This window comes from Ruegeria sp. BHSA162, assembly GCF_059613385.1.
In genome coordinates, this window is sequence record NZ_JBXWSK010000001.1 from 1 (window position 1) to 17,443 (window position 17,443).

The 17,443-nt window shown below is 59.7% G+C and carries 20 protein-coding genes; 13 read left to right on the plus strand and 7 right to left on the minus strand.

Features of this window, described 5'->3' with window-relative positions; all coding sequences use genetic code 11:
• From AC2FM5_RS00005 to AC2FM5_RS00015, 3 genes are all read right to left on the minus strand, one after another.
• On the minus strand, positions 1-669 hold a 669-nt coding region (locus AC2FM5_RS00005; RefSeq protein WP_496733245.1), incomplete at its 3' end, for an ABC transporter ATP-binding protein.
• Complete coding sequence (locus AC2FM5_RS00010) at positions 666-1,454, minus strand: ABC transporter ATP-binding protein (protein ID WP_496733247.1); 789 nt, start codon at positions 1,452-1,454, stop codon at positions 666-668. The genes AC2FM5_RS00005 and AC2FM5_RS00010, both read right to left, overlap by 4 nt.
• A gap of 131 nt (positions 1,455-1,585) precedes the next feature.
• Positions 1,586-2,767 carry an ABC transporter substrate-binding protein gene (locus AC2FM5_RS00015; protein WP_170338589.1) on the minus strand — a complete coding sequence of 394 codons (1,182 nt, stop codon included), beginning with the start codon at positions 2,765-2,767 and terminating at the stop codon, positions 1,586-1,588.
• A 167-nt stretch (positions 2,768-2,934) separates the two neighbouring features.
• Between AC2FM5_RS00015 and AC2FM5_RS00020 the strand changes: the two genes are divergently transcribed.
• Genes AC2FM5_RS00020 through AC2FM5_RS00030 form a run of 3 tightly spaced genes read left to right on the plus strand, consistent with a single transcriptional unit; the run spans position 2,935 to position 4,475 of the window.
• On the plus strand, positions 2,935-4,032 hold the full coding sequence (locus tag AC2FM5_RS00020; RefSeq protein ID WP_480635761.1) for a PQQ-dependent sugar dehydrogenase: 1,098 nt from the start codon (positions 2,935-2,937) through the stop codon (positions 4,030-4,032).
• A 32-nt stretch (positions 4,033-4,064) separates the two neighbouring features.
• Positions 4,065-4,247: a hypothetical protein gene (locus tag AC2FM5_RS00025; RefSeq protein WP_480635763.1), complete on the plus strand. Its 183-nt coding sequence runs from the start codon at positions 4,065-4,067 to the stop codon at positions 4,245-4,247.
• A gap of 3 nt (positions 4,248-4,250) precedes the next feature.
• Positions 4,251-4,475, plus strand: a complete 225-nt coding sequence (locus AC2FM5_RS00030) for a hypothetical protein (RefSeq protein WP_480635764.1) — start codon at positions 4,251-4,253, stop codon at positions 4,473-4,475.
• A gap of 3 nt (positions 4,476-4,478) precedes the next feature.
• Here the strand turns inward: AC2FM5_RS00030 and AC2FM5_RS00035 are convergent, their stop codons facing one another.
• Complete coding sequence (locus AC2FM5_RS00035) at positions 4,479-5,483, minus strand: GlxA family transcriptional regulator (protein WP_170338595.1); 1,005 nt, start codon at positions 5,481-5,483, stop codon at positions 4,479-4,481.
• 169 nt (positions 5,484-5,652) lie between these two features.
• On the opposite strand from AC2FM5_RS00035, the gene AC2FM5_RS00040 reads away from it, so the two are divergent.
• Positions 5,653-7,023, plus strand: coding sequence for a class II 3-deoxy-7-phosphoheptulonate synthase (locus AC2FM5_RS00040; protein ID WP_170339151.1), 1,371 nt, complete (start codon positions 5,653-5,655; stop codon positions 7,021-7,023).
• Positions 7,024-7,077: 54 nt separating this feature from the next.
• Here AC2FM5_RS00040 and AC2FM5_RS00045 read toward each other — a convergent pair whose 3' ends face one another.
• The gene (locus AC2FM5_RS00045; protein ID WP_496733251.1) at positions 7,078-7,752 is read right to left on the minus strand and encodes a PAS domain-containing protein; all 675 of its coding nucleotides are present in this window, start codon (positions 7,750-7,752) and stop codon (positions 7,078-7,080) included.
• Positions 7,753-7,989: 237 nt separating this feature from the next.
• Between AC2FM5_RS00045 and AC2FM5_RS00050 the strand changes: the two genes are divergently transcribed.
• The 7 genes from AC2FM5_RS00050 (at position 7,990) to phoB (ending at position 13,400) form a co-directional block, all read left to right on the plus strand.
• Positions 7,990-8,880, plus strand: a complete 891-nt coding sequence (locus AC2FM5_RS00050; protein ID WP_496733253.1) for a YicC/YloC family endoribonuclease — start codon at positions 7,990-7,992, stop codon at positions 8,878-8,880.
• Positions 8,881-8,895: 15 nt separating this feature from the next.
• Entirely contained in the window at positions 8,896-9,537 is a 642-nt protein-coding gene (gene gmk / locus AC2FM5_RS00055; protein WP_170357855.1) for a guanylate kinase, read from the plus strand.
• Positions 9,534-10,067, plus strand: a complete 534-nt coding sequence (locus AC2FM5_RS00060) for a gamma carbonic anhydrase family protein (protein ID WP_170418871.1) — start codon at positions 9,534-9,536, stop codon at positions 10,065-10,067. Before gmk ends, AC2FM5_RS00060 begins: the two co-directional genes overlap by 4 nt.
• 16 nt (positions 10,068-10,083) lie before the next feature.
• A complete protein-coding gene (locus AC2FM5_RS00065) occupies positions 10,084-11,130 on the plus strand; it encodes a sensor histidine kinase (protein WP_170339160.1) in 1,047 nt (348 codons plus the stop codon).
• Between the two features lie 70 nt (positions 11,131-11,200).
• Positions 11,201-11,980, plus strand: a complete 780-nt coding sequence (pstB, locus tag AC2FM5_RS00070; protein WP_260066122.1) for a phosphate ABC transporter ATP-binding protein PstB — start codon at positions 11,201-11,203, stop codon at positions 11,978-11,980.
• 16 nt (positions 11,981-11,996) lie between these two features.
• The gene (gene phoU / locus AC2FM5_RS00075; RefSeq protein ID WP_093962068.1) at positions 11,997-12,698 is read left to right on the plus strand and encodes a phosphate signaling complex protein PhoU; all 702 of its coding nucleotides are present in this window, start codon (positions 11,997-11,999) and stop codon (positions 12,696-12,698) included.
• A gap of 12 nt (positions 12,699-12,710) precedes the next feature.
• Entirely contained in the window at positions 12,711-13,400 is a 690-nt protein-coding gene (gene phoB / locus AC2FM5_RS00080) for a phosphate regulon transcriptional regulator PhoB (RefSeq protein WP_170339162.1), read from the plus strand.
• Position 13,401: 1 nt separating this feature from the next.
• On the opposite strand, the gene AC2FM5_RS00085 is transcribed toward phoB, so the two are convergent.
• The gene (locus AC2FM5_RS00085; protein WP_170357851.1) at positions 13,402-14,313 is read right to left on the minus strand and encodes a LysR family transcriptional regulator; all 912 of its coding nucleotides are present in this window, start codon (positions 14,311-14,313) and stop codon (positions 13,402-13,404) included.
• A gap of 96 nt (positions 14,314-14,409) precedes the next feature.
• Here AC2FM5_RS00085 and AC2FM5_RS00090 point away from each other — a divergent pair, with 96 nt between their 5' ends.
• Both AC2FM5_RS00090 and AC2FM5_RS00095 read left to right on the plus strand, forming a co-directional pair.
• Positions 14,410-15,639 carry an acyl-CoA dehydrogenase gene (locus AC2FM5_RS00090; protein WP_170600540.1) on the plus strand — a complete coding sequence of 410 codons (1,230 nt, stop codon included), beginning with the start codon at positions 14,410-14,412 and terminating at the stop codon, positions 15,637-15,639.
• Positions 15,640-15,769: 130 nt separating this feature from the next.
• A complete protein-coding gene (locus tag AC2FM5_RS00095) occupies positions 15,770-16,537 on the plus strand; it encodes an SDR family oxidoreductase (RefSeq protein ID WP_496733257.1) in 768 nt (255 codons plus the stop codon).
• Here the strand turns inward: AC2FM5_RS00095 and AC2FM5_RS00100 are convergent.
• Positions 16,534-17,403: an acyl-CoA thioesterase gene (locus AC2FM5_RS00100; RefSeq protein WP_170403122.1), complete on the minus strand. Its 870-nt coding sequence runs from the start codon at positions 17,401-17,403 to the stop codon at positions 16,534-16,536. The two genes, AC2FM5_RS00095 and AC2FM5_RS00100, sit on opposite strands and share 4 nt — an antisense overlap.
• Between the last annotated feature and the right edge of the window lie 40 nt (positions 17,404-17,443).

Genomic DNA, 17,443 nt, shown 5'->3' on the forward strand with positions numbered 1-17,443 from the left:
CGACACTTCGATGATGCGGTCGAACAGTTCGTCCATCACAATCGGCGAAACGCCCGCAGTCGGTTCGTCCAGCATCAGCACTTTGGGCTTGGTCATAAGCGCGCGGCCGACGGCCACTTGTTGGCGCTGTCCGCCCGAGAGCTCACCCGCCGCCTGGTTGCGTTTGTCTCGCAGGATCGGGAACAGCTCGAACACCTGTTCCATCGTGTCCGAGAAATCATCCGTGCGGATGAACGCGCCCATTTCCAGATTTTCCTGAACCGTCATCGAGGTGAAAATGTTCTGCGTTTGGGGCACAAAGCCCATGCCTTTGATCACCCGGTCCTGCGGGCTGAGGTTGGTGATGTCCTCTCCATCCAACCGCACCGATCCGGCGCGCACGTCCAGCATGCCGAAGACGGCCTTCATCGCGGTGGATTTGCCAGCGCCGTTGGGGCCGACGATCACGGCGATTTCGCCCTTGTCCACGGCGATCGTGCAATCGTGCAGAATGTCGGGGCCTTTGCCGTACCCACCGGTCATGGTGTCACCGATCAGGAATGGACCGCCTTCTACCCGGTGGGTCTTGCCGCTGACCCGATGGGCCGGCGTCATTGTGCCGATGCCATGCGTGTTGGTGATCGAGGCGTCCTTGTTGCCCTTGTCGTCCTGATAGGGATTGTCGCTCATGCCCCGGCCTCCAACTGGTCTTTGTTCTTGAGCCCAGTGCCCAGATAGGCCTCGATGACGTGCTCGTTGGCCTTGATCTCGTCCAGCGTGCCTTGCGCAAGCACCTTGCCCTCGGCCATGCAGATCACCGGATCGCAGATCTTGCCAATGAAATCCATGTCGTGTTCGATCACGACGAAGGTATAGCCGCGTTCCTTGTTCAGACGCAGGATCGTATCGGCGATGGTCATCAGCAGGGTGCGGTTGACGCCTGCGCCGACCTCATCCAGGAACACGATCTTGGCGTCCACCATCATCGTGCGACCCAGTTCCAACAGCTTTTTCTGGCCGCCCGAGACCTGACCCGCCTTGTGGTCGGCCAAATGTTCGATGGTTAGGAACTCAAGCACCTCGTCGGCCTTGGCGCGCAGGGCGCGTTCCTCATCCGCAATCCGCTTGCGGCCGAACCATGTGTTCCACAGCGATTCACCGGATTGGCCACCGGGGACCATCATCAGGTTTTCGCGGCATGTCATCGACGAGAACTCGTGCGCGATCTGGAACGTGCGCAACAGCCCCTTGTGAAACAGATCATGGGGCGGCAGGCCGGTGATGTCTTCGCCATCCATCCAGACCTTGCCGCTGTTCGGAGGCAGAACACCCGCGATCACATTGAAAAGAGTGGTTTTTCCGGCCCCGTTTGGACCGATCAGGCCAGTAATCGAGCCCTTTTCGATCTCCAGCGATGCCCCGTCCACCGCATGGAAACCGCCGAAATGCTTGTGCACGTCCTCGACGACGATCATGTGTTCCCCTGTCCGCGGTTTTCGCGGTTCTTCGTGTTGCCCCATCCCAAAGATAAGGTGGCGCCTTTTGTCATTGAAACAGCCCGGGCACAAGGCCCGGGCTGCTTGGTATCATGCGGTCAGCTGACGGATCAACGGAACTTGACGGTCTCGTTCTTGCCGTCTTTCACTTCGATCTCGCGGTAGGACCCAGCGCTTTCGCCCGGACCGATCAGTTCGACACCCGAAGCGCCGACATAGTCGATGTCCTGACCAGCGGCCAGCAGTTCCAGACCCTTGGCCAGTTCACCCGGGTAGATCTTCTCGCCGGGGGCGTTGGCCACATCCAGGATCTTGCCACCGTACTGGGCCGGATCGGCCGACCCTGCGGCCTGCATGGCCAGCATGAACAGCGCGGCAGCGTCATAGCTTTCGGGCGAGTAGGGCGACGAGCCGTCAAAGCCCGCGGCTTCGGCCATCGCGAAATATTTCTCGGCGCCTTCACCGCCGGAACCGGCGATCTGACCAAACGAGCCGTCCAGATCGGGGCCGACATTCGCAGGCAGCGAGTCACCGATCATGCCGCCCGGCAGACCGAACGTGTCGAACGCGCCGCTGTCCAGAGCGGACTGGATGATGCCCAGACCACCCTGATCCAGGTAACCGGCAACCACGAGGATGTCCCCACCCGCCGAGGCCAGTGCGCCGACTTCGGCCGAATAGTCCGCTTTGCCGTCTTCATGTGCTGCAACGATGGTCACTTCACCGCCCACGGCCTCGAACGACGACTGGATCGCGTCGGCCAGACCTTTGCCGTAGTCGTTGTTGGTATAGGTCAGAGCGATCGAATTGATGCCGCGGTCTTTCAGAATGTCAGCCATAACCTGACCTTCGCGCGCATCCGACGGGGCGGTGCGGAAGAACAGCCCGTTGTCTTCCATCGTCGACAGACCGGGTGAGGTCGCTGACGGCGAGATCATGACCATGCCATTCGGAATAGCGACGTTCTGCAGGATTGCGCCAGTTACACCCGAGCAGTCGCCGCCGATGATGCCGGCGACGCCATCGGCGATCATGCGTTCGCCGTTCGAGGTGGCCAGGCCGTTGTCGATGCAGCCGGTATCGGCGCGCGACGGGGTGACGGTGGCGCCGCCCAGCAGCTTGCCGGATTCGGTCACTTCGGCCATCGCCAGTTCAGCGCCCGAACCCATTGCCGGGGCCAGTGATTCAATCGGCCCGGTAAATCCGAACAGAACGCCCAGTTTGACGTCTTCGGCCATTGCGGCACCGGCCAGCAATGCGGTTGCTGCAGTCGCAGTAAGCAGCTTTTTCATTAGGTTACTCCCTTGTTGGAACGTATTCGTTCTGAGCAAGACCCTAGGCAAGCTGTTCAGAAAAGAAAAGTCCAAACAGGAATGTGTCTTTTGGCTGAACAACTCTATTTGTTTTCTAGGGTTTGGTTCCCGGGCGGCTCATTCTGACCGGGATTGGAGCGATAGATATGATCAGGGTTTTCACGATTCTCATTCTGATGATTTGCGGCAGCGTCGCGTCGGGCGAGTCATTGAAGACATCCGCAGGCGAGGTCTCGGTCACGACCATGCTTGCCGGCCTCGATACGCCCTGGGCGATCGGCCTGCTGCCCGATGGCAGTTTTTTGGTTACAGAGCGCGACGGCCAGTTGCTTTTGGCACGTGACGGCAAGGCCACCAAGGTCCGGGGCGTTCCGAAAGTCGCGGCGCAGGGGCAGGGCGGTCTGCTGGACGTAACCATAGCCCGCGATTTTGACCGCACCAGAGAGGTGTTTCTCACATTCTCGAAGCCACAGAGCGGCGGGGCCGGTACGGCGGTTGCCGTGGCGCGCCTGTCCGAGAACGGCAAGCGGCTGACCAACTTGAAGGTGGTATTCGAAGCGGTTCCCGGAGGCTCGGGCGGCCGGCATTTCGGATCGCGCGTAGTCGAGGCGCAGGACGGGACGCTGTTCATCACTTTGGGGGATCGTGGCGACAGGCCAAGCGCGCAGGACCGCTCGAACCACATAGGGACGGTTATTCGGATCAACCGCGATGGCTCGATCCCGGCGGATAATCCGTTTGTCGCGCAAGAAGGCATCCGCCCCGAGATCTGGTCCTTTGGTCATCGCAACCCGCAAGGCGCTGATGTTGATACGAGCGGCCGGTTGTGGGTCTCGGAACATGGCGCCAGGGGCGGGGACGAGGTGAACCTTGTGAAACCCGGCGCCAACTACGGTTGGCCGGTCATTTCCTACGGGACGCATTATTCCGGAGAGAAGATTGGCGAAGGCACCAGCAAAGACGGAATGGAACAGCCCCGCTTGTATTGGGATCCGTCCATCGCGCCGTCGGGCTTGATGGTCTATTCCGGCGGGATGTTTCCCGAATGGCGGGGTGACATCTTCGTGGGTTCGCTGAAATTCGACTATATCGCACGGCTGTCCGGAAACCCGTTGCGCGAGGTCGAGCAGATCAAAGGCCCCGAGACCGAACGGGTCCGCGACATCGTGCAGGCCCCAGACGGTGCGATCTGGTTCATCTCGGTCGGGCAGGGTGCGGTTTACAGGATTTCCCGTTCGTCCTAGGAGTGCAGCAATGCACTTCTAGGAGGATTGATATGTTCCGCATTCTCGCAGCGATATTTTTGTCCCTTTCGACACTTCCCGCCGCGGCCGACGCGGTCTTTGCGACCAATGCCGATTACGAAGCTTTCGTCGACACCAAGATCAAGAACCGCGAGTTCTCGAACGTCATCACCCGGTTGGGCGGCACTGACGAATACACGCCCCAGCAGATTTAAGTCGTGCAAGGGCAGCTGCGTGACCTTGTTCCGTACTACCTGACCAATGCCGACGTTGCCAAACGGGTCGAGCTTGAGAACGGGTTCGCGCAGGAAATGCGGATCTACTGGAACGACAAGAACAGCTATCTCTTCTATTACGCCCTTCTGCACCAACGCGACGACGGCGTGATGGTTCTGCAGTTCAGCATCAACACCAGCCCCGAGCCCATTCTGGCGAAGTTCTAGGGGTCAGACCGACAGCCGTCCGCTCTGCGTTCCACGCTCGCGATAGGGCGTGGTGTTGTAATGCGCGCGGTAGCATTTCGAGAAATGGCTGGGGCTGGCAAAGCCACAGGCCAAGGCCACGTTGATCACGCTCATGTCGGTCTGCATCAGCAGGTTGCGCGCCTTGTGCAGCCGCAGTTCCATGTAATAGCGCTTGGGCGAACGACTCAGATACCGGCGGAACAGCCGCTCGAGCTGGCGAGTCGACATGCCAACATCCTTGGCCAGGATCGAGGGCGAAATCGGCTCCTCGATGTTCTTCTCCATCATCAGGATGACCTGGCTCAGCTTGGGGTGGCGCACGCCGATCCGCGTGGGCGTCGAAAGGCGCTGGGTGTCCTGATCGGTGCGGATAGAGGAATAGATCATCTGGTCGGCAACGGCATTGGCCAACTCCTCACCGTAGTCATCGGCAATCAGCTTCAGCATCAGGTCGATTGACGAGGTGCCACCAGCCGTTGTCATCCGGTTGCCGTCGATCAGAAAGACGGATTTCGTCAGTTCGACATTTTCGAACTCTTCCGCAAAGCTGTCGGCGTTTTCCCAGTGGATGGTGGCGCGTTTGCCGTCCAGCAGGCCGGCCTTGGCAAGGGTATAGGCGGCTGTGCACAAGCCACCGATCTTCAGACCTTTGCGGGCCTCGCGGCGCAGCCAGTTCAGAACCTTTTTGGTGGTCGCCGCCTGAACATCGACGCCGCCACATACAAGGATCACCTCGTCCCGCTGCAGTTCGTCCAGATCGCGGTCAAGCTCGAACGTCGTCCCGGCCGAGCAGCTGACCACCTCTCCGCCTTCACCGGCCAGCGACCAGGTATAGATCTGCTGATCCGCCATCCGATTGGCAATCCGAAGGCTGTCCAGTGCCGAGGCAAAAGACAGCAACGAAAACTTGTCGAGCAACACGAATACGAAATTGAGCGGCTTGGCCGCGCGCTTGTCCACAGTGACAACTTGGCGTTGCTCTTGCATGGCGAACTGTCCTTGATTCGGCGGGCCGAGGCCCGAGGCCTGCGGCGAATTTGACCGACACCATGCTCAAAGCTTGTTTCCGACGTCAAGAGGCGCAAATCGGATATGGTCTCTGGTCTATGGATTTTGTATAGAGACCACCTGAATTACCTCAGCGGAGATCAAAGCTATGACCGAGTGGCAAAAAACGAACTGGCGCAGCAAGCCGCGGGTTCAGATGCCAGACTATACCGACGCGGCCGCGCTGGCCAAAGTCGAGGCCAAGCTTTCGCAGTATCCCCCGCTGGTTTTTGCGGGCGAGGCCCGGCGTCTGAAACAGCATTTGGGCGCGGCCGGCCGTGGCGAGGCCTTCCTGCTGCAGGGTGGGGACTGCGCCGAAAGCTTCGACCAGTTCAGCGCCGATGCGATCCGCGACACCTTTAAGGTGATGCTGCAGATGGCGATGGTTCTGACCTATGGTGCCAAGGTTCCGGTGGTCAAGGTGGGCCGTATGGCTGGCCAGTTCGCCAAGCCGCGCAGCGCGCCGACCGAAGTGATCGATGGTGTGGAACTGCCCAGCTACCGTGGTGACATCATCAACGAACTGGCCTTCACGCCCGAAGCACGTATCCCGAACCCGGAAAAGATGCTGCAGGCCTATACCCAGGCTGCAGCCACTCTGAACCTGCTGCGCGCGTTCTCGACCGGCGGTTTCGCGGACATGAGCCGTGTGCATTCCTGGACCTTGGGCTTCACCAACGAACAGGACGTGCAGAAGTATTCCGAGATCGCCGACCGCATTCAGGACACGATCGACTTCATGGAGGCCGCCGGCATCACCGCGGATACCACGCATGAATTCTCGACCGTCGAGTTCTACACCAGCCACGAAGGACTGCTGTTGGAGTATGAAGAAGCGCTGACGCGACTGGATTCGACTTCGGGCAAATGGCTGGCCGGCTCGGGCCATATGATCTGGATCGGCGACCGCACCCGTCAGCCCGACGGCGCGCATGTCGAATTCTGCCGCGGCGTGCTGAACCCGATCGGCCTGAAATGCGGCCCGACCACCACGGCCGAGGACCTCAAGGTTCTGATGTCCAAGCTGAACCCGGACAACGAAGAAGGCCGTCTGACCCTGATCGCGCGCTTCGGCGCGGGCAAAGCGGGCGAGCACCTGCCGCGCCTGATCAAGGCCGTCAAGGAAGAGGGCGCCAAGGTGACCTGGGTCTGCGACCCGATGCACGGCAACACGATCAAGTCGGCCACCGGCTACAAGACCCGGCCGTTCGAATCGGTCCTGCGCGAGGTTCGGGATTTCTTCGGCGTGCATCAGGCCGAGGGCACGATCCCCGGCGGCGTGCATTTCGAGATGACCGGACTGGACGTGACCGAATGCACCGGCGGCGTCCGCGCCGTCAGCGAAGAGGACCTGTCGGACCGCTACCACACCGCCTGCGACCCGCGCCTGAACGCATCGCAGTCGCTGGAGCTGGCGTTCCTGGTGGCTGAAGAGCTGACCAACCTGCGCCGTGACCGAAAGGACCGCGCGGCAAGCTGAGGCATGTCGGATTGAAACGCAAACGGCGGGCCCTCGGGTCCGCCGTTCTGCTTTTCACTCGTCGCGAGAGAAGACCAGCCGCAGGTGTTTCGCCGGTCTCTGGAAATCGGCCTGATCCTCGGCAAAGCCCGCCTCGATAGGCCGGCTGTTGTGGGCCTGATCCTGAATGTTCACCAGTGCGCGGATCCGAGTGTCCTCGATTCCGAACCGGCGCGGAGTAGCGCCGATCGTGCCATCGCTGACCATCACACCCAGCACCCGGCTGACATCCCCCAGATCGCTTCTGAGGGGCAACAGGATCATGCGGGCCTGCAGCCGCGTCCGGCCGAGCTTGCCTTTTGAAACAAGGCTGAACTCACCGGTCGCCGGAGCGGCGAACACCTCTTCCAGCGCCTCTGACACCTGATCACGGGCGCTGGGATCAAAGAAGGCGGTCAGAGGCATTCCGCGCACCTCCATCCCCGCGATCTTGTTCAGATGGCTTCCCGCCAGTCGAAACCGGGCGAGGCCGGGCGCGATGCGTTCCAGAATGAATGCGTATTCCAGAATGTTCTCGAGGCCGCGTGGGTCGATCTGGGAACGCTTGGGAACGCCGTCGCCGCTCAGCAGCGCGGTCCAATACGCCTCAGCCTGACGGATGGGGGACAGACTGCGCCCACTGTCAAAGCGATCCATTGCGATGATCTTTCCAGCTTTCGACCCGGAACCATTCCAGAAGAAGGTTTTCATTACCATGCACCTCGTGTCGATTGGCGGCCATCCGGTCCGTGCGCCATGCAAAGCGATAGCGGCCGACCCATCCTTCGACTGACAGATTGACACGGGTTTATTCAATTTTGGACCAAATCTTTAAGGAATGGTTAACTTCTTGCGATGAATTGCACATCCGGCAAGGTCTTGCCCTATGGGGTACGATAGCTTTAGGTGCAGCAGAACAAAGCTGCGCAGCAGTGGGAAAGGGCAGGCATGATCAAATCCATGACCGGTTTTTCATCCGGGAAGGGCGCATTGGGGCCGCACAGCTGGAGCTGGGAACTGCGCAGTGTCAACGGCAAGGGTCTGGACATGCGGTTGCGGGTGCCGGACTGGCTGACGGGACTTGAGGCTGCACTGCGCGCGGATATGTCCAAACAGATCAGCCGGGGCAACGTGACGTTGAGCTTGCGCGTTGCCCGCGAAGAAACCGCCGCCGAACTGAAACTGAACGAAGTCGCAATGAGCGCCGCGCTGGATGCGCTGGCGCAGGCCGAGGAATTGGCAGTCAACAAGGGCGTCGCGCTTGCTCCGTCAAAGGCCAGCGATCTGCTGATGCTCAAGGGGATGCTGGACGCGGCAGCCGAAGACGACGATCCCGCTCCGCTGGTCGAGGCGTTAAAATCCGAATTTGGCAGTCTGCTGGCCGAGTTTGTGACAATGCGCCGGGATGAGGGGCAAGCCCTGGCTTCCATTCTGTCGGCCCAGTTGGATCAGATCCAGACCCTGACCGAGCAGGCCAGCGAGCTGGCCGAGCGGCGCAAGGAAGCCATGACCGACACTCTGCGCCAGAACCTTGCGCGGGTAATGGAAAACAGCCAGGGCGCCGATCCCGACCGGGTGGCGCAGGAGTTGGCCCTGATCGCGGTCAAGGCGGACATCACCGAAGAACTGGACCGCCTGGCCGCCCATGTCGTAGCCGCGCGCGCTCTGCTGGAGCAGGAGGCCCCGGTCGGCCGCAAGTTGGATTTCCTGATGCAGGAGTTCAACCGCGAGGCCAACACGCTGTGCTCCAAATCCCAGAATTCGGACCTGACAACGATCGGACTGGAGTTGAAGGCGGTGATCGATCAGTTGAGAGAGCAGGTGCAAAATGTCGAATAAGCAAGGAAAAGTGTAATGGCGGATCGCCGCGGTCTACTCATCATCCTTTCGTCGCCCTCGGGTGCCGGAAAATCCACTTTGGCCCGTCGCCTGATGGAGTGGGACACCGATCTCGAGTTTTCGATCTCGGCCACTACCCGCGCCCCGCGCCCGGGTGAGGAACATGGACGCGAATACTATTTTCTCAGCGAAGATGATTTCCGCCAGCAGGTGTCAAATGGACAGATGCTGGAACATGCCCATGTGTTCGGCAATTTCTACGGCTCACCCGCTGGGCCAGTGCGCGAAGCGATCCAGAGCGGGCGTGACGTGCTGTTTGACGTGGACTGGCAGGGTGAAGTGCAGATCCGGAATTCCGAACTGGGCAAACATGCTTTGTCCATTTTCATTCTACCGCCATCGATCAAAGAGCTGCGCCGCCGGCTAGAAACTCGCGGTCAGGACAGCGCCGACGTCATTTCCAAGCGCATGATGAAAAGCTGGGACGAAATCAGCCATTGGGGCTACTACGACTATGTGTTGATCAATGACGATCTGGCCGCAACCGAGGAAAAGCTGAAGACGATCGTCAGCGCCGAGCGGATGCGCCGTATTCAGCAGCCCCGGTTGCAGGATCACGTCCGCGCCCTTCAATACGAATTCGAGAGCATGTCATGACCATTTACGCATTGGGACAGGACGTCCCGCAGATCCACGAAGACAGCTGGGTTGCACCGGACGCGAACCTGATCGGCAAAGTCGTCCTGGAGCGAGGTGCATCCGTCTGGTTCGGGTGCACCATCCGTGCCGATCACGAAGAAATCCGCGTTGGCGAGGGCAGCAACGTGCAGGAGAACTGCGTGATGCATATCGACGCTGGTTTTCCTCTGACGATCGGAAAGAACTGCACCATCGGCCACAAAGTGATGCTGCATGGCTGCACCGTCGGTGACAACAGCCTGATTGGTATGGGAGCCATCGTCCTGAACGGCGCGAAGATCGGCCGGAACTGCCTGATCGGGGCAGGGGCCCTGATCACGGAAGGCAAGGAGATCCCCGACAACTCGCTGGTGATGGGAGCCCCTGGCAAGGTGGTCCGGCAACTGGACGAAGCGGCGGCCCGGCGGATCACGTTCAGCGCGCTCCACTATCAAGAGAACATGCGCAAGTTCCGGGAAACGCTGACGCCCGTTTCGCCCGTCGCATAGGTCCTGTGAACCGGTCATGAGCAACGAACTGCTTGCCGAAGTCGTCTCTGCTTTGCCGATGCCCGCATTGATGGTCGATCAGACCGAGCGGATCATCGCCTCGAACGCGGATGCGCGTGCGCTGTTGGGCCGAAACATCGACGGTCGCCATTTTGCGACGATCCTGCGACAGCCGCAGGTCATCGAAGCGATGGAGAAAAGCTTGCGGAGCAAGGGGCCGGCCAACAGCCGGCATCTGGCGAACGACGGCGCACAGGACACTGCGTTTCAGGTCCACTGTCGGTACATGCAGGGCGTTGGCGCGGTTTCCGGTGGCGCGGTTCTGGCAACGTTCATGGATGTGACCCACCTTGAACAGGCCAGCCAGATGCGCCGTGACTTCGTTGCCAATGTCAGCCACGAACTTCGTACCCCACTGACCGCTCTGATGGGCTTCATCGAGACTTTGCAAGGACCGGCCAAGGATGACGCGGCGGCCCGGGACAGATTCCTGAAGATCATGACAGCCGAGGCCAACAGGATGAACCGTCTGGTCGGTGACCTGCTGTCGTTGAATCGGGTCGAGAGCGAAGAGCGCGTTCGGCCAAGGCAGCAGATTGAACTGATCGAGCTGCTGCGCGTGACGCTCGAGACGTTGCGCCCCTTGGCGGATGACGCGGGCGTTTGCCTGTCTCTGAGCGCCCCGGATAACCCCGTTCGCCTTCCGGGCGACAATGACCAGCTGCGGCAGGTCTTCACCAACCTGATTGAAAACGCGATCAAATATGGCGGTAGCGGTGGCGGTGTCGATGTGCAAGTGACGGTTTCAGATCAGGATACCGCGATCCGGGGACCGGCCGCCCGGGTGAGGGTCATCGACAAGGGCCCTGGCATCGATCCGGTTCATCTGCCTCGACTTACCGAACGGTTTTACCGCGCCGACAGCCACCGCTCGCGCGAGTTGGGGGGGACGGGGCTGGGCCTGGCTATCGTCAAGCACATCATCAACCGCCACCGCGGTCGGTTGCGGGTGGAAAGTGATTTGGGAAAGGGCGCGGTGTTCACCGTCATTTTGCCCATGTAAGACTGGCGCGTGATAGGCTAGGAACGGTCAAGCCGAGTACTCGGACCAAAAAACGAAGGACCCGCCACCCGTGGATAGCGCATTGGAAACCGAAACCCTCAAGGTCTCAGCCAGGAACGTGAACGTGTTCTATGGTGACACGCACGCCATCAAGGACGTGAATGTAGAAATCCAGGACAAGACCGTTACGGCGTTCATCGGGCCCTCGGGGTGCGGCAAGTCTACCTTTTTGCGGTGTCTGAACCGGATGAACGACACCATCGACATCTGTCGGGTCGAGGGTGAAATCCGTCTGGATGGGGAAGACATCTATGACAAGCGGATCGACCCCGTGCAACTGCGCGCCAAGGTCGGCATGGTGTTTCAGAAACCCAACCCTTTTCCAAAGTCGATCTATGACAACATCGCATACGGCCCGCGCATTCATGGTCTGGCCAAGACCAAGGCCGAACTTGACGAGATCGTCGAGAAATCCTTGCGCCGCGGCGCCATCTGGGACGAGGTGAAGGATCGCCTGGATGCCCCTGGTACTGGTTTGTCAGGAGGGCAACAACAGCGCCTGTGTATCGCACGCGCCATCGCCACGGCACCCGAAGTTCTGTTGATGGACGAGCCCTGTTCGGCACTGGACCCGATTGCCACCGCCCAGGTCGAAGAGCTGATCGATGAACTGCGTGAGAGGTTTTCGGTCGTGATCGTCACCCATTCGATGCAACAGGCGGCGCGCGTCAGCCAGAAAACGGCGTTTTTTCACTTGGGCAATCTTGTCGAGTTCGGTGATACCGCCCAAATCTTCACCAACCCCGAAGACCCGCGTACCGAAAGCTACATCACCGGCCGCATCGGCTGAGAACAGGTAAAAGACCATGAGCGAACAACATATTGCATCTGCCTTCGACCGCGATCTTGAGGCGGTTCAAGCCCACATCATGAAAATGGGTGGTCTGGTCGAGGCCGCGATCACAGGTGCGGCCCGTTCGCTGGAAACGCGGGACGAGGAACTGGCGCAGCAGGTGCGGCAGGGCGACAAGGCCATCGATGCGCTTGAGGACCTGATCAATGAGGAAACCGCCCGGGTAATCGCTCTGCGGGCGCCCACCGCCGGCGACCTGCGGTTGGTGCTGTCGGTTCTCAAGGTTTCGGCCAATCTGGAACGCATCGGCGATTACGCAAAGAACATCGCCAAGCGCACCACCATTCTGGTCGAGGCCAACCAGATCGGCGGCAGCACCGCCGCACTGCGCCGCATGGCGCGCGAGGTCGAGCGGATGTTGCGTGACGCATTGGATGCCTATATTCAACGGGATGCTGAACTGGCCCGTGACGTCATCGATCGGGACCAGGAAGTGGATCAGATGTACAACGGCCTGTTCCGTGAGTTGCTGACCTTCATGGCTGAAGACCCGCGCAACATCACGGCCTGCATGCATCTGCATTTCATCGCCAAGAACATCGAGCGGATGGGCGACCATGTCACTGCCATCGCCGAACAGGTGATCTATCTGGTGACCGGTGAACGGCCGACCGAAGCCCGCCCGAAAGCAGACAACACCTCGCAATCTCTGTAAGAGGTGGCCGGCATGCCGACGGGCCAGCCGACTATCCTGATTGTCGATGATGAGCCCGCGCTGCGCGAGGTGCTGGCGTACAACATGCAGTCCGCCGGGTACGAAGTGGTTCAGGCGGCAAGCGGCGAAGAAGCCCTGGTGCTGGTCCAAGAGGTGGCGCCTGATCTGATTGTTCTTGACTGGATGATGCCCAATCTCAGCGGGATTGAGCTGTGTCGTCAGCTAAAGGCACGCCCGCAGACCCGCGCGATTCCGATTATCATGCTGTCGGCGCGGTCCGATGAGGTGGACAAGGTGCGCGGTTTGGAGACGGGGGCCGATGACTATGTGGCCAAACCATATTCGATGGCGGAGTTGATGGCGCGGATCCGAGCTCAACTGCGTCGGGTACGCCCGGCGGCGGCTGCGGAAACCCTGGAATATCACGACATCGTCGTGGACCTCGAAAGCCACAAGGCCAGTCGGGCGGGCAAGCCGCTCCGGATGGGGCCAACCGAATTCCGGCTGCTGTGCACCTTCATGGAGAAGCCGGGGCGCGTGTTCAGTCGCGATCAGCTATTGGACCGTGCCTGGGGGCGCGACGTCTATGTCGATTCCCGCACCGTGGATGTCCATATTGGTCGACTGCGCAAGGCGTTGACGGCGTTTGGCGGAGCCGACCCCCTTCGAACGGTTCGAGGTGCTGGATACGCGCTGGATTAGCCTATCTGGGCAGAGTTTCGTCGTTTTGGGCCTGAGACGCCAACCAGTGACGGAAGTGCCGAAGTGTCGGATCTTCGGACTTTGAGCTTGGCCAGACCAGATAATAGGCCCCCATGGTTTCAACCGGATCCTTGCAGGCTGCAACAAGTCTGCCGGTCGCCAGGTCTTGCTCGATCAGATAGTTGGGCAGCAGGGCGACGCCCAGCCCATGCAGGGCGGCTTGATTGATGGTCGTGAATTGATCGTGCACCGTACCGGGCAGGGCGCCTGAATGCGGAACGCCCATTTGTTTGAACCAGTCTTGCCAAGCGCGCGGGCGGGTCTGGATGTGAAGCAGGGGCAGTTTCAGCAATTCGCGCGGATCGTCCGGCGCGCCTCCTGGCAGTAGCGAGGGTGCACATACCGGTAGAACCCTTTCCACCTTCAGCAGCAGACGATCGGTTCCGGGCCAATCCGGTTCCCCGAAATGTAACGCAGCATCAAAGGGTTCCGACGAGAAATTGAAAGGCCTCAGGCGCGTGGACATGTTGATAGTGATGTCAGGATGCAAACGGGCAAAATCCGGCAGCCGTGGCACCAGCCAACGCATTCCGAATGTCGGCAGGATTGCCAGATTCAGCGTTCCACCCACTGGCGCGACGTGCAGTTTAAGGGAGGCCTGCGCAATTTGGTTCAGACCTTGCCGTATTTCCGCGACATAGTCCTGCGCCACCGGCGTCAACGCCAATCGCTTCTTGTCACGCAGAATGAGTTGCACGCCCAGTTGGGTCTCGAGCGTCTGCAGTTGACGGCTGACGGCGCTCTGGGTCAGCGCAAGCTCTTCCGCGGCGGCCGAGGCGGACCCCAGCCTGTCCAATGCTTCGAGCGCGCGAAGCGAAGAAATTGACGGAAAAAGTCGACGAGGCGTATCCATCTATGCGTTTTACTCATGAAAACTTGCAAATGTCTCGCTGTTTTTTGCGTAAATTGCAGGGTAGGGTGCGTATGAACTTCAGTTTGGAGCCAGAAGATGAACGCCCCCGACACCAAACCTGCATTGCGCGCAAAGGATGCGCCCGATCTTGGCCGCTTTACCTGGGACGATCCGTTCCGCCTGTCTGATCAACTGACCGAGGATGAACGCCTGATCGCTGACAGCGCTCGTGCGTATGCGCAGGAAAAGCTGCAGCCTCGGGTAACTCAGGCGTTTCAGAACGAGGAGACCGATCCTGAAATCTTCCGTGAGATGGGCGAAATGGGCCTGCTGGGCACCACCATTCCCGAGGAATACGGCGGGATTGGCGCCGGTTACGTAACCTACGGTCTCGTCGCGCGCGAGGTCGAACGTGTGGATTCCGGCTATCGCTCGATGATGTCGGTGCAAAGCTCGCTGGTGATGTATCCGATCTATGCCTATGGCAGTGAAGAGCAGCGCCGGAAATACCTGCCGAAACTGGCTAGCGGTGAATGGATCGGTTGCTTTGGCCTGACCGAACCGGATGCGGGGTCTGATCCGGCTGGAATGAAAACCCGGGCAGAAAAGATCGACGGCGGCTACCGTCTGACCGGCAGCAAGATGTGGATTTCAAACGCGCCAATCGCCGATGTGTTTGTAGTATGGGCTAAGTCCGAAGCGCATGACGGAAAGATCCGCGGCTTCGTACTGGAAAAAGGCGCCAAAGGTCTGAGCGCGCCCAAGATTCAAAACAAGCTTAGCCTGCGCGCGTCAATCACCGGCGAAATCGTGATGGATGGCGTGGAGGTTGAAGAAAGTGCCTTGCTGCCGCACGTCCAGGGCCTGAAAGGGCCGTTCGGATGCCTGAACCGAGCACGCTATGGCATCAGTTGGGGTGTCATGGGGGCCGCAGAATGCTGCTGGCACGCGGCTCGTCAGTATGGATTGGATCGCAAGCAGTTCAATCGTCCTTTGGCGCAGACACAGCTGTTCCAAAAGAAACTGGCGGACATGCAGACCGAAATCGCGTTGGGCTTGCAGGCCAGCCTGACAGTCGGACGGTTGATGGACAATGCCGAAGCCGCACCAGAGATGATCTCGATCATCAAGCGGAACAATTGCGGCAAGGCGTTGGATATCGCGCGGATGGCGCGGGACATGCATGGTGGCAACGGGATCTCGTTGGAGTTCCAGGTCATTCGTCACATGGTCAACCTTGAGACCGTTAATACCTACGAGGGCACGCATGATGTTCATGCGTTGATCCTGGGGCGGGCGCAGACTGGGTTGCAGGCCTTCTACTGATCCTCAATCTAAAGTTCGCGTAATCGGTATTATGTAAATAAAACTGTGAGACCTGGCACCGCTACGTTCGCGTTGGCGGTGCTATTTCAACCTGTTACGGTCCTGTGTGAACCCAAGACAGGATGCGCTGATGGACCTTCAGGGAAAAATCGTAGTTGTTACCGGTGCAGCCCAAGGCATCGGCAAAGGTATGGCGACGCGCTTCGCGGCGGACGGCGCGCATGTGATCTGTGCGGATATTGATGAAGCCGGCGCCCTAGCAGTCTCCCAGGACATTGGCGGGCATTCGTTCAAATGCGATGTGGCCGACGAACACGATATCCAGCAAATGATCGAAAGCGTTGAATCCAGGATCGGCCCCATTGATCTGTTCTGTGCCAACGCCGGCATTCTGACGCTTGGCGGTCTCGATGTTCCCGATGCGCATTGGGAAAGGATCTGGAAGATCAACGTCATGTCTCATGTGTGGACGGCACGCCATCTGGTGCCGCGGATGATTGCGCGCGGCGGCGGCTACATATTGATCACGGCTTCCGCTGCGGGGCTGCTCAACCAGCCCGGAGCCGCGCCATACGGAGTCACCAAACATGCGGCGGTTGGTTTCGCGGAATGGCTGGCTTTGACCTATGCCGACAAAGGCATCCGGGTTTCGGTCTTGTGTCCTCAGGCCGTCCGATCGGAAATGACCAAAGGGTTTGAAGACTCAGTTGCCGCGATTGATGGCATGCTTGAACCCGAGGACGTGGCACAGGCTTGTGTCGAGGCCATTGGCACCGAGACCTTTCTGATTCTGCCGCATCCGCAGGTTCTGGATTACATGCGCTTGAAAACCGCCGATTACGACCGTTGGATTTCAGGAATGAACAAGTTGAATCAGCAGTTTGCAGGCGATACCTAGTCTTTCTTGCGGGCGCGGCGCAGAAGGCCTTCCTGCGCGACGGAGGCGACCAAGGTACCGTCCTGCGCATAGATTGACCCGCGGTTGAAGCTGCGTCCCTGCCCCGTCCATGGCGACTCCATGGAATAGAGATGCCAGTTCTGGAAATGAACCGGTGCATGAAACCAGATCGCGTGATCCAGGCTCGCGCCATTGATTTCGCCCGTGAACCAGCTCAACCCGTGCGGCCGCATGCCGGAACTCAGCAGCGCCATGTCCGAGGCATAGGCCAGCAACAGGTGTTGGGTCACGTGATCAGCCTGTTCCGCTGCTCCCATGCGGAACCACAGATGGTTTCGGTCGTCGCTTTTCTCGGGCTGGAATATGTCCAAGGGATCAATCTCGCGCACCTCGATCGGACGTTCGCGCAGCAATTCGGCGCGCAGCCTTTCGGGAACGCGGTTCAGGTATTTCTGCCGCAATTCATCGCGGGACGGTTGTGTTTCGGGCGATGGGACATCAGGCATCGCGTGCTGATGGTTCCAGCCTTCATCCTGAATGTGGAACGAGGCCGACATGTTGAGGATCTGCTTTCCGTGCTGGATTGCAACCACGCGCCGTGTGGTGAACGACCCGCCATCCCGCGCGCGATCTACCTGATAGATAACCGGAATTTCCGGATCTCCCGGGCGGATGAAATAGGCATGCAGTGAATGGCAAAGGCGGTTTTCGACCGTTCGGTACGCCGCCGCCAGAGCCTGCGCAATGACCTGACCACCAAATATCCGCGTGGGCGTTTCACCGCCGGACCCGGTGCCTCGGAACAAGTCTACCTCAAGGCGTTCAATGTCCAGCAAATCCAACAGGATGCGTTCGGCTTCGGTCATTCGACTCTCTCTGGTTCTGTTCGTGATCGGCCTAGCAGGC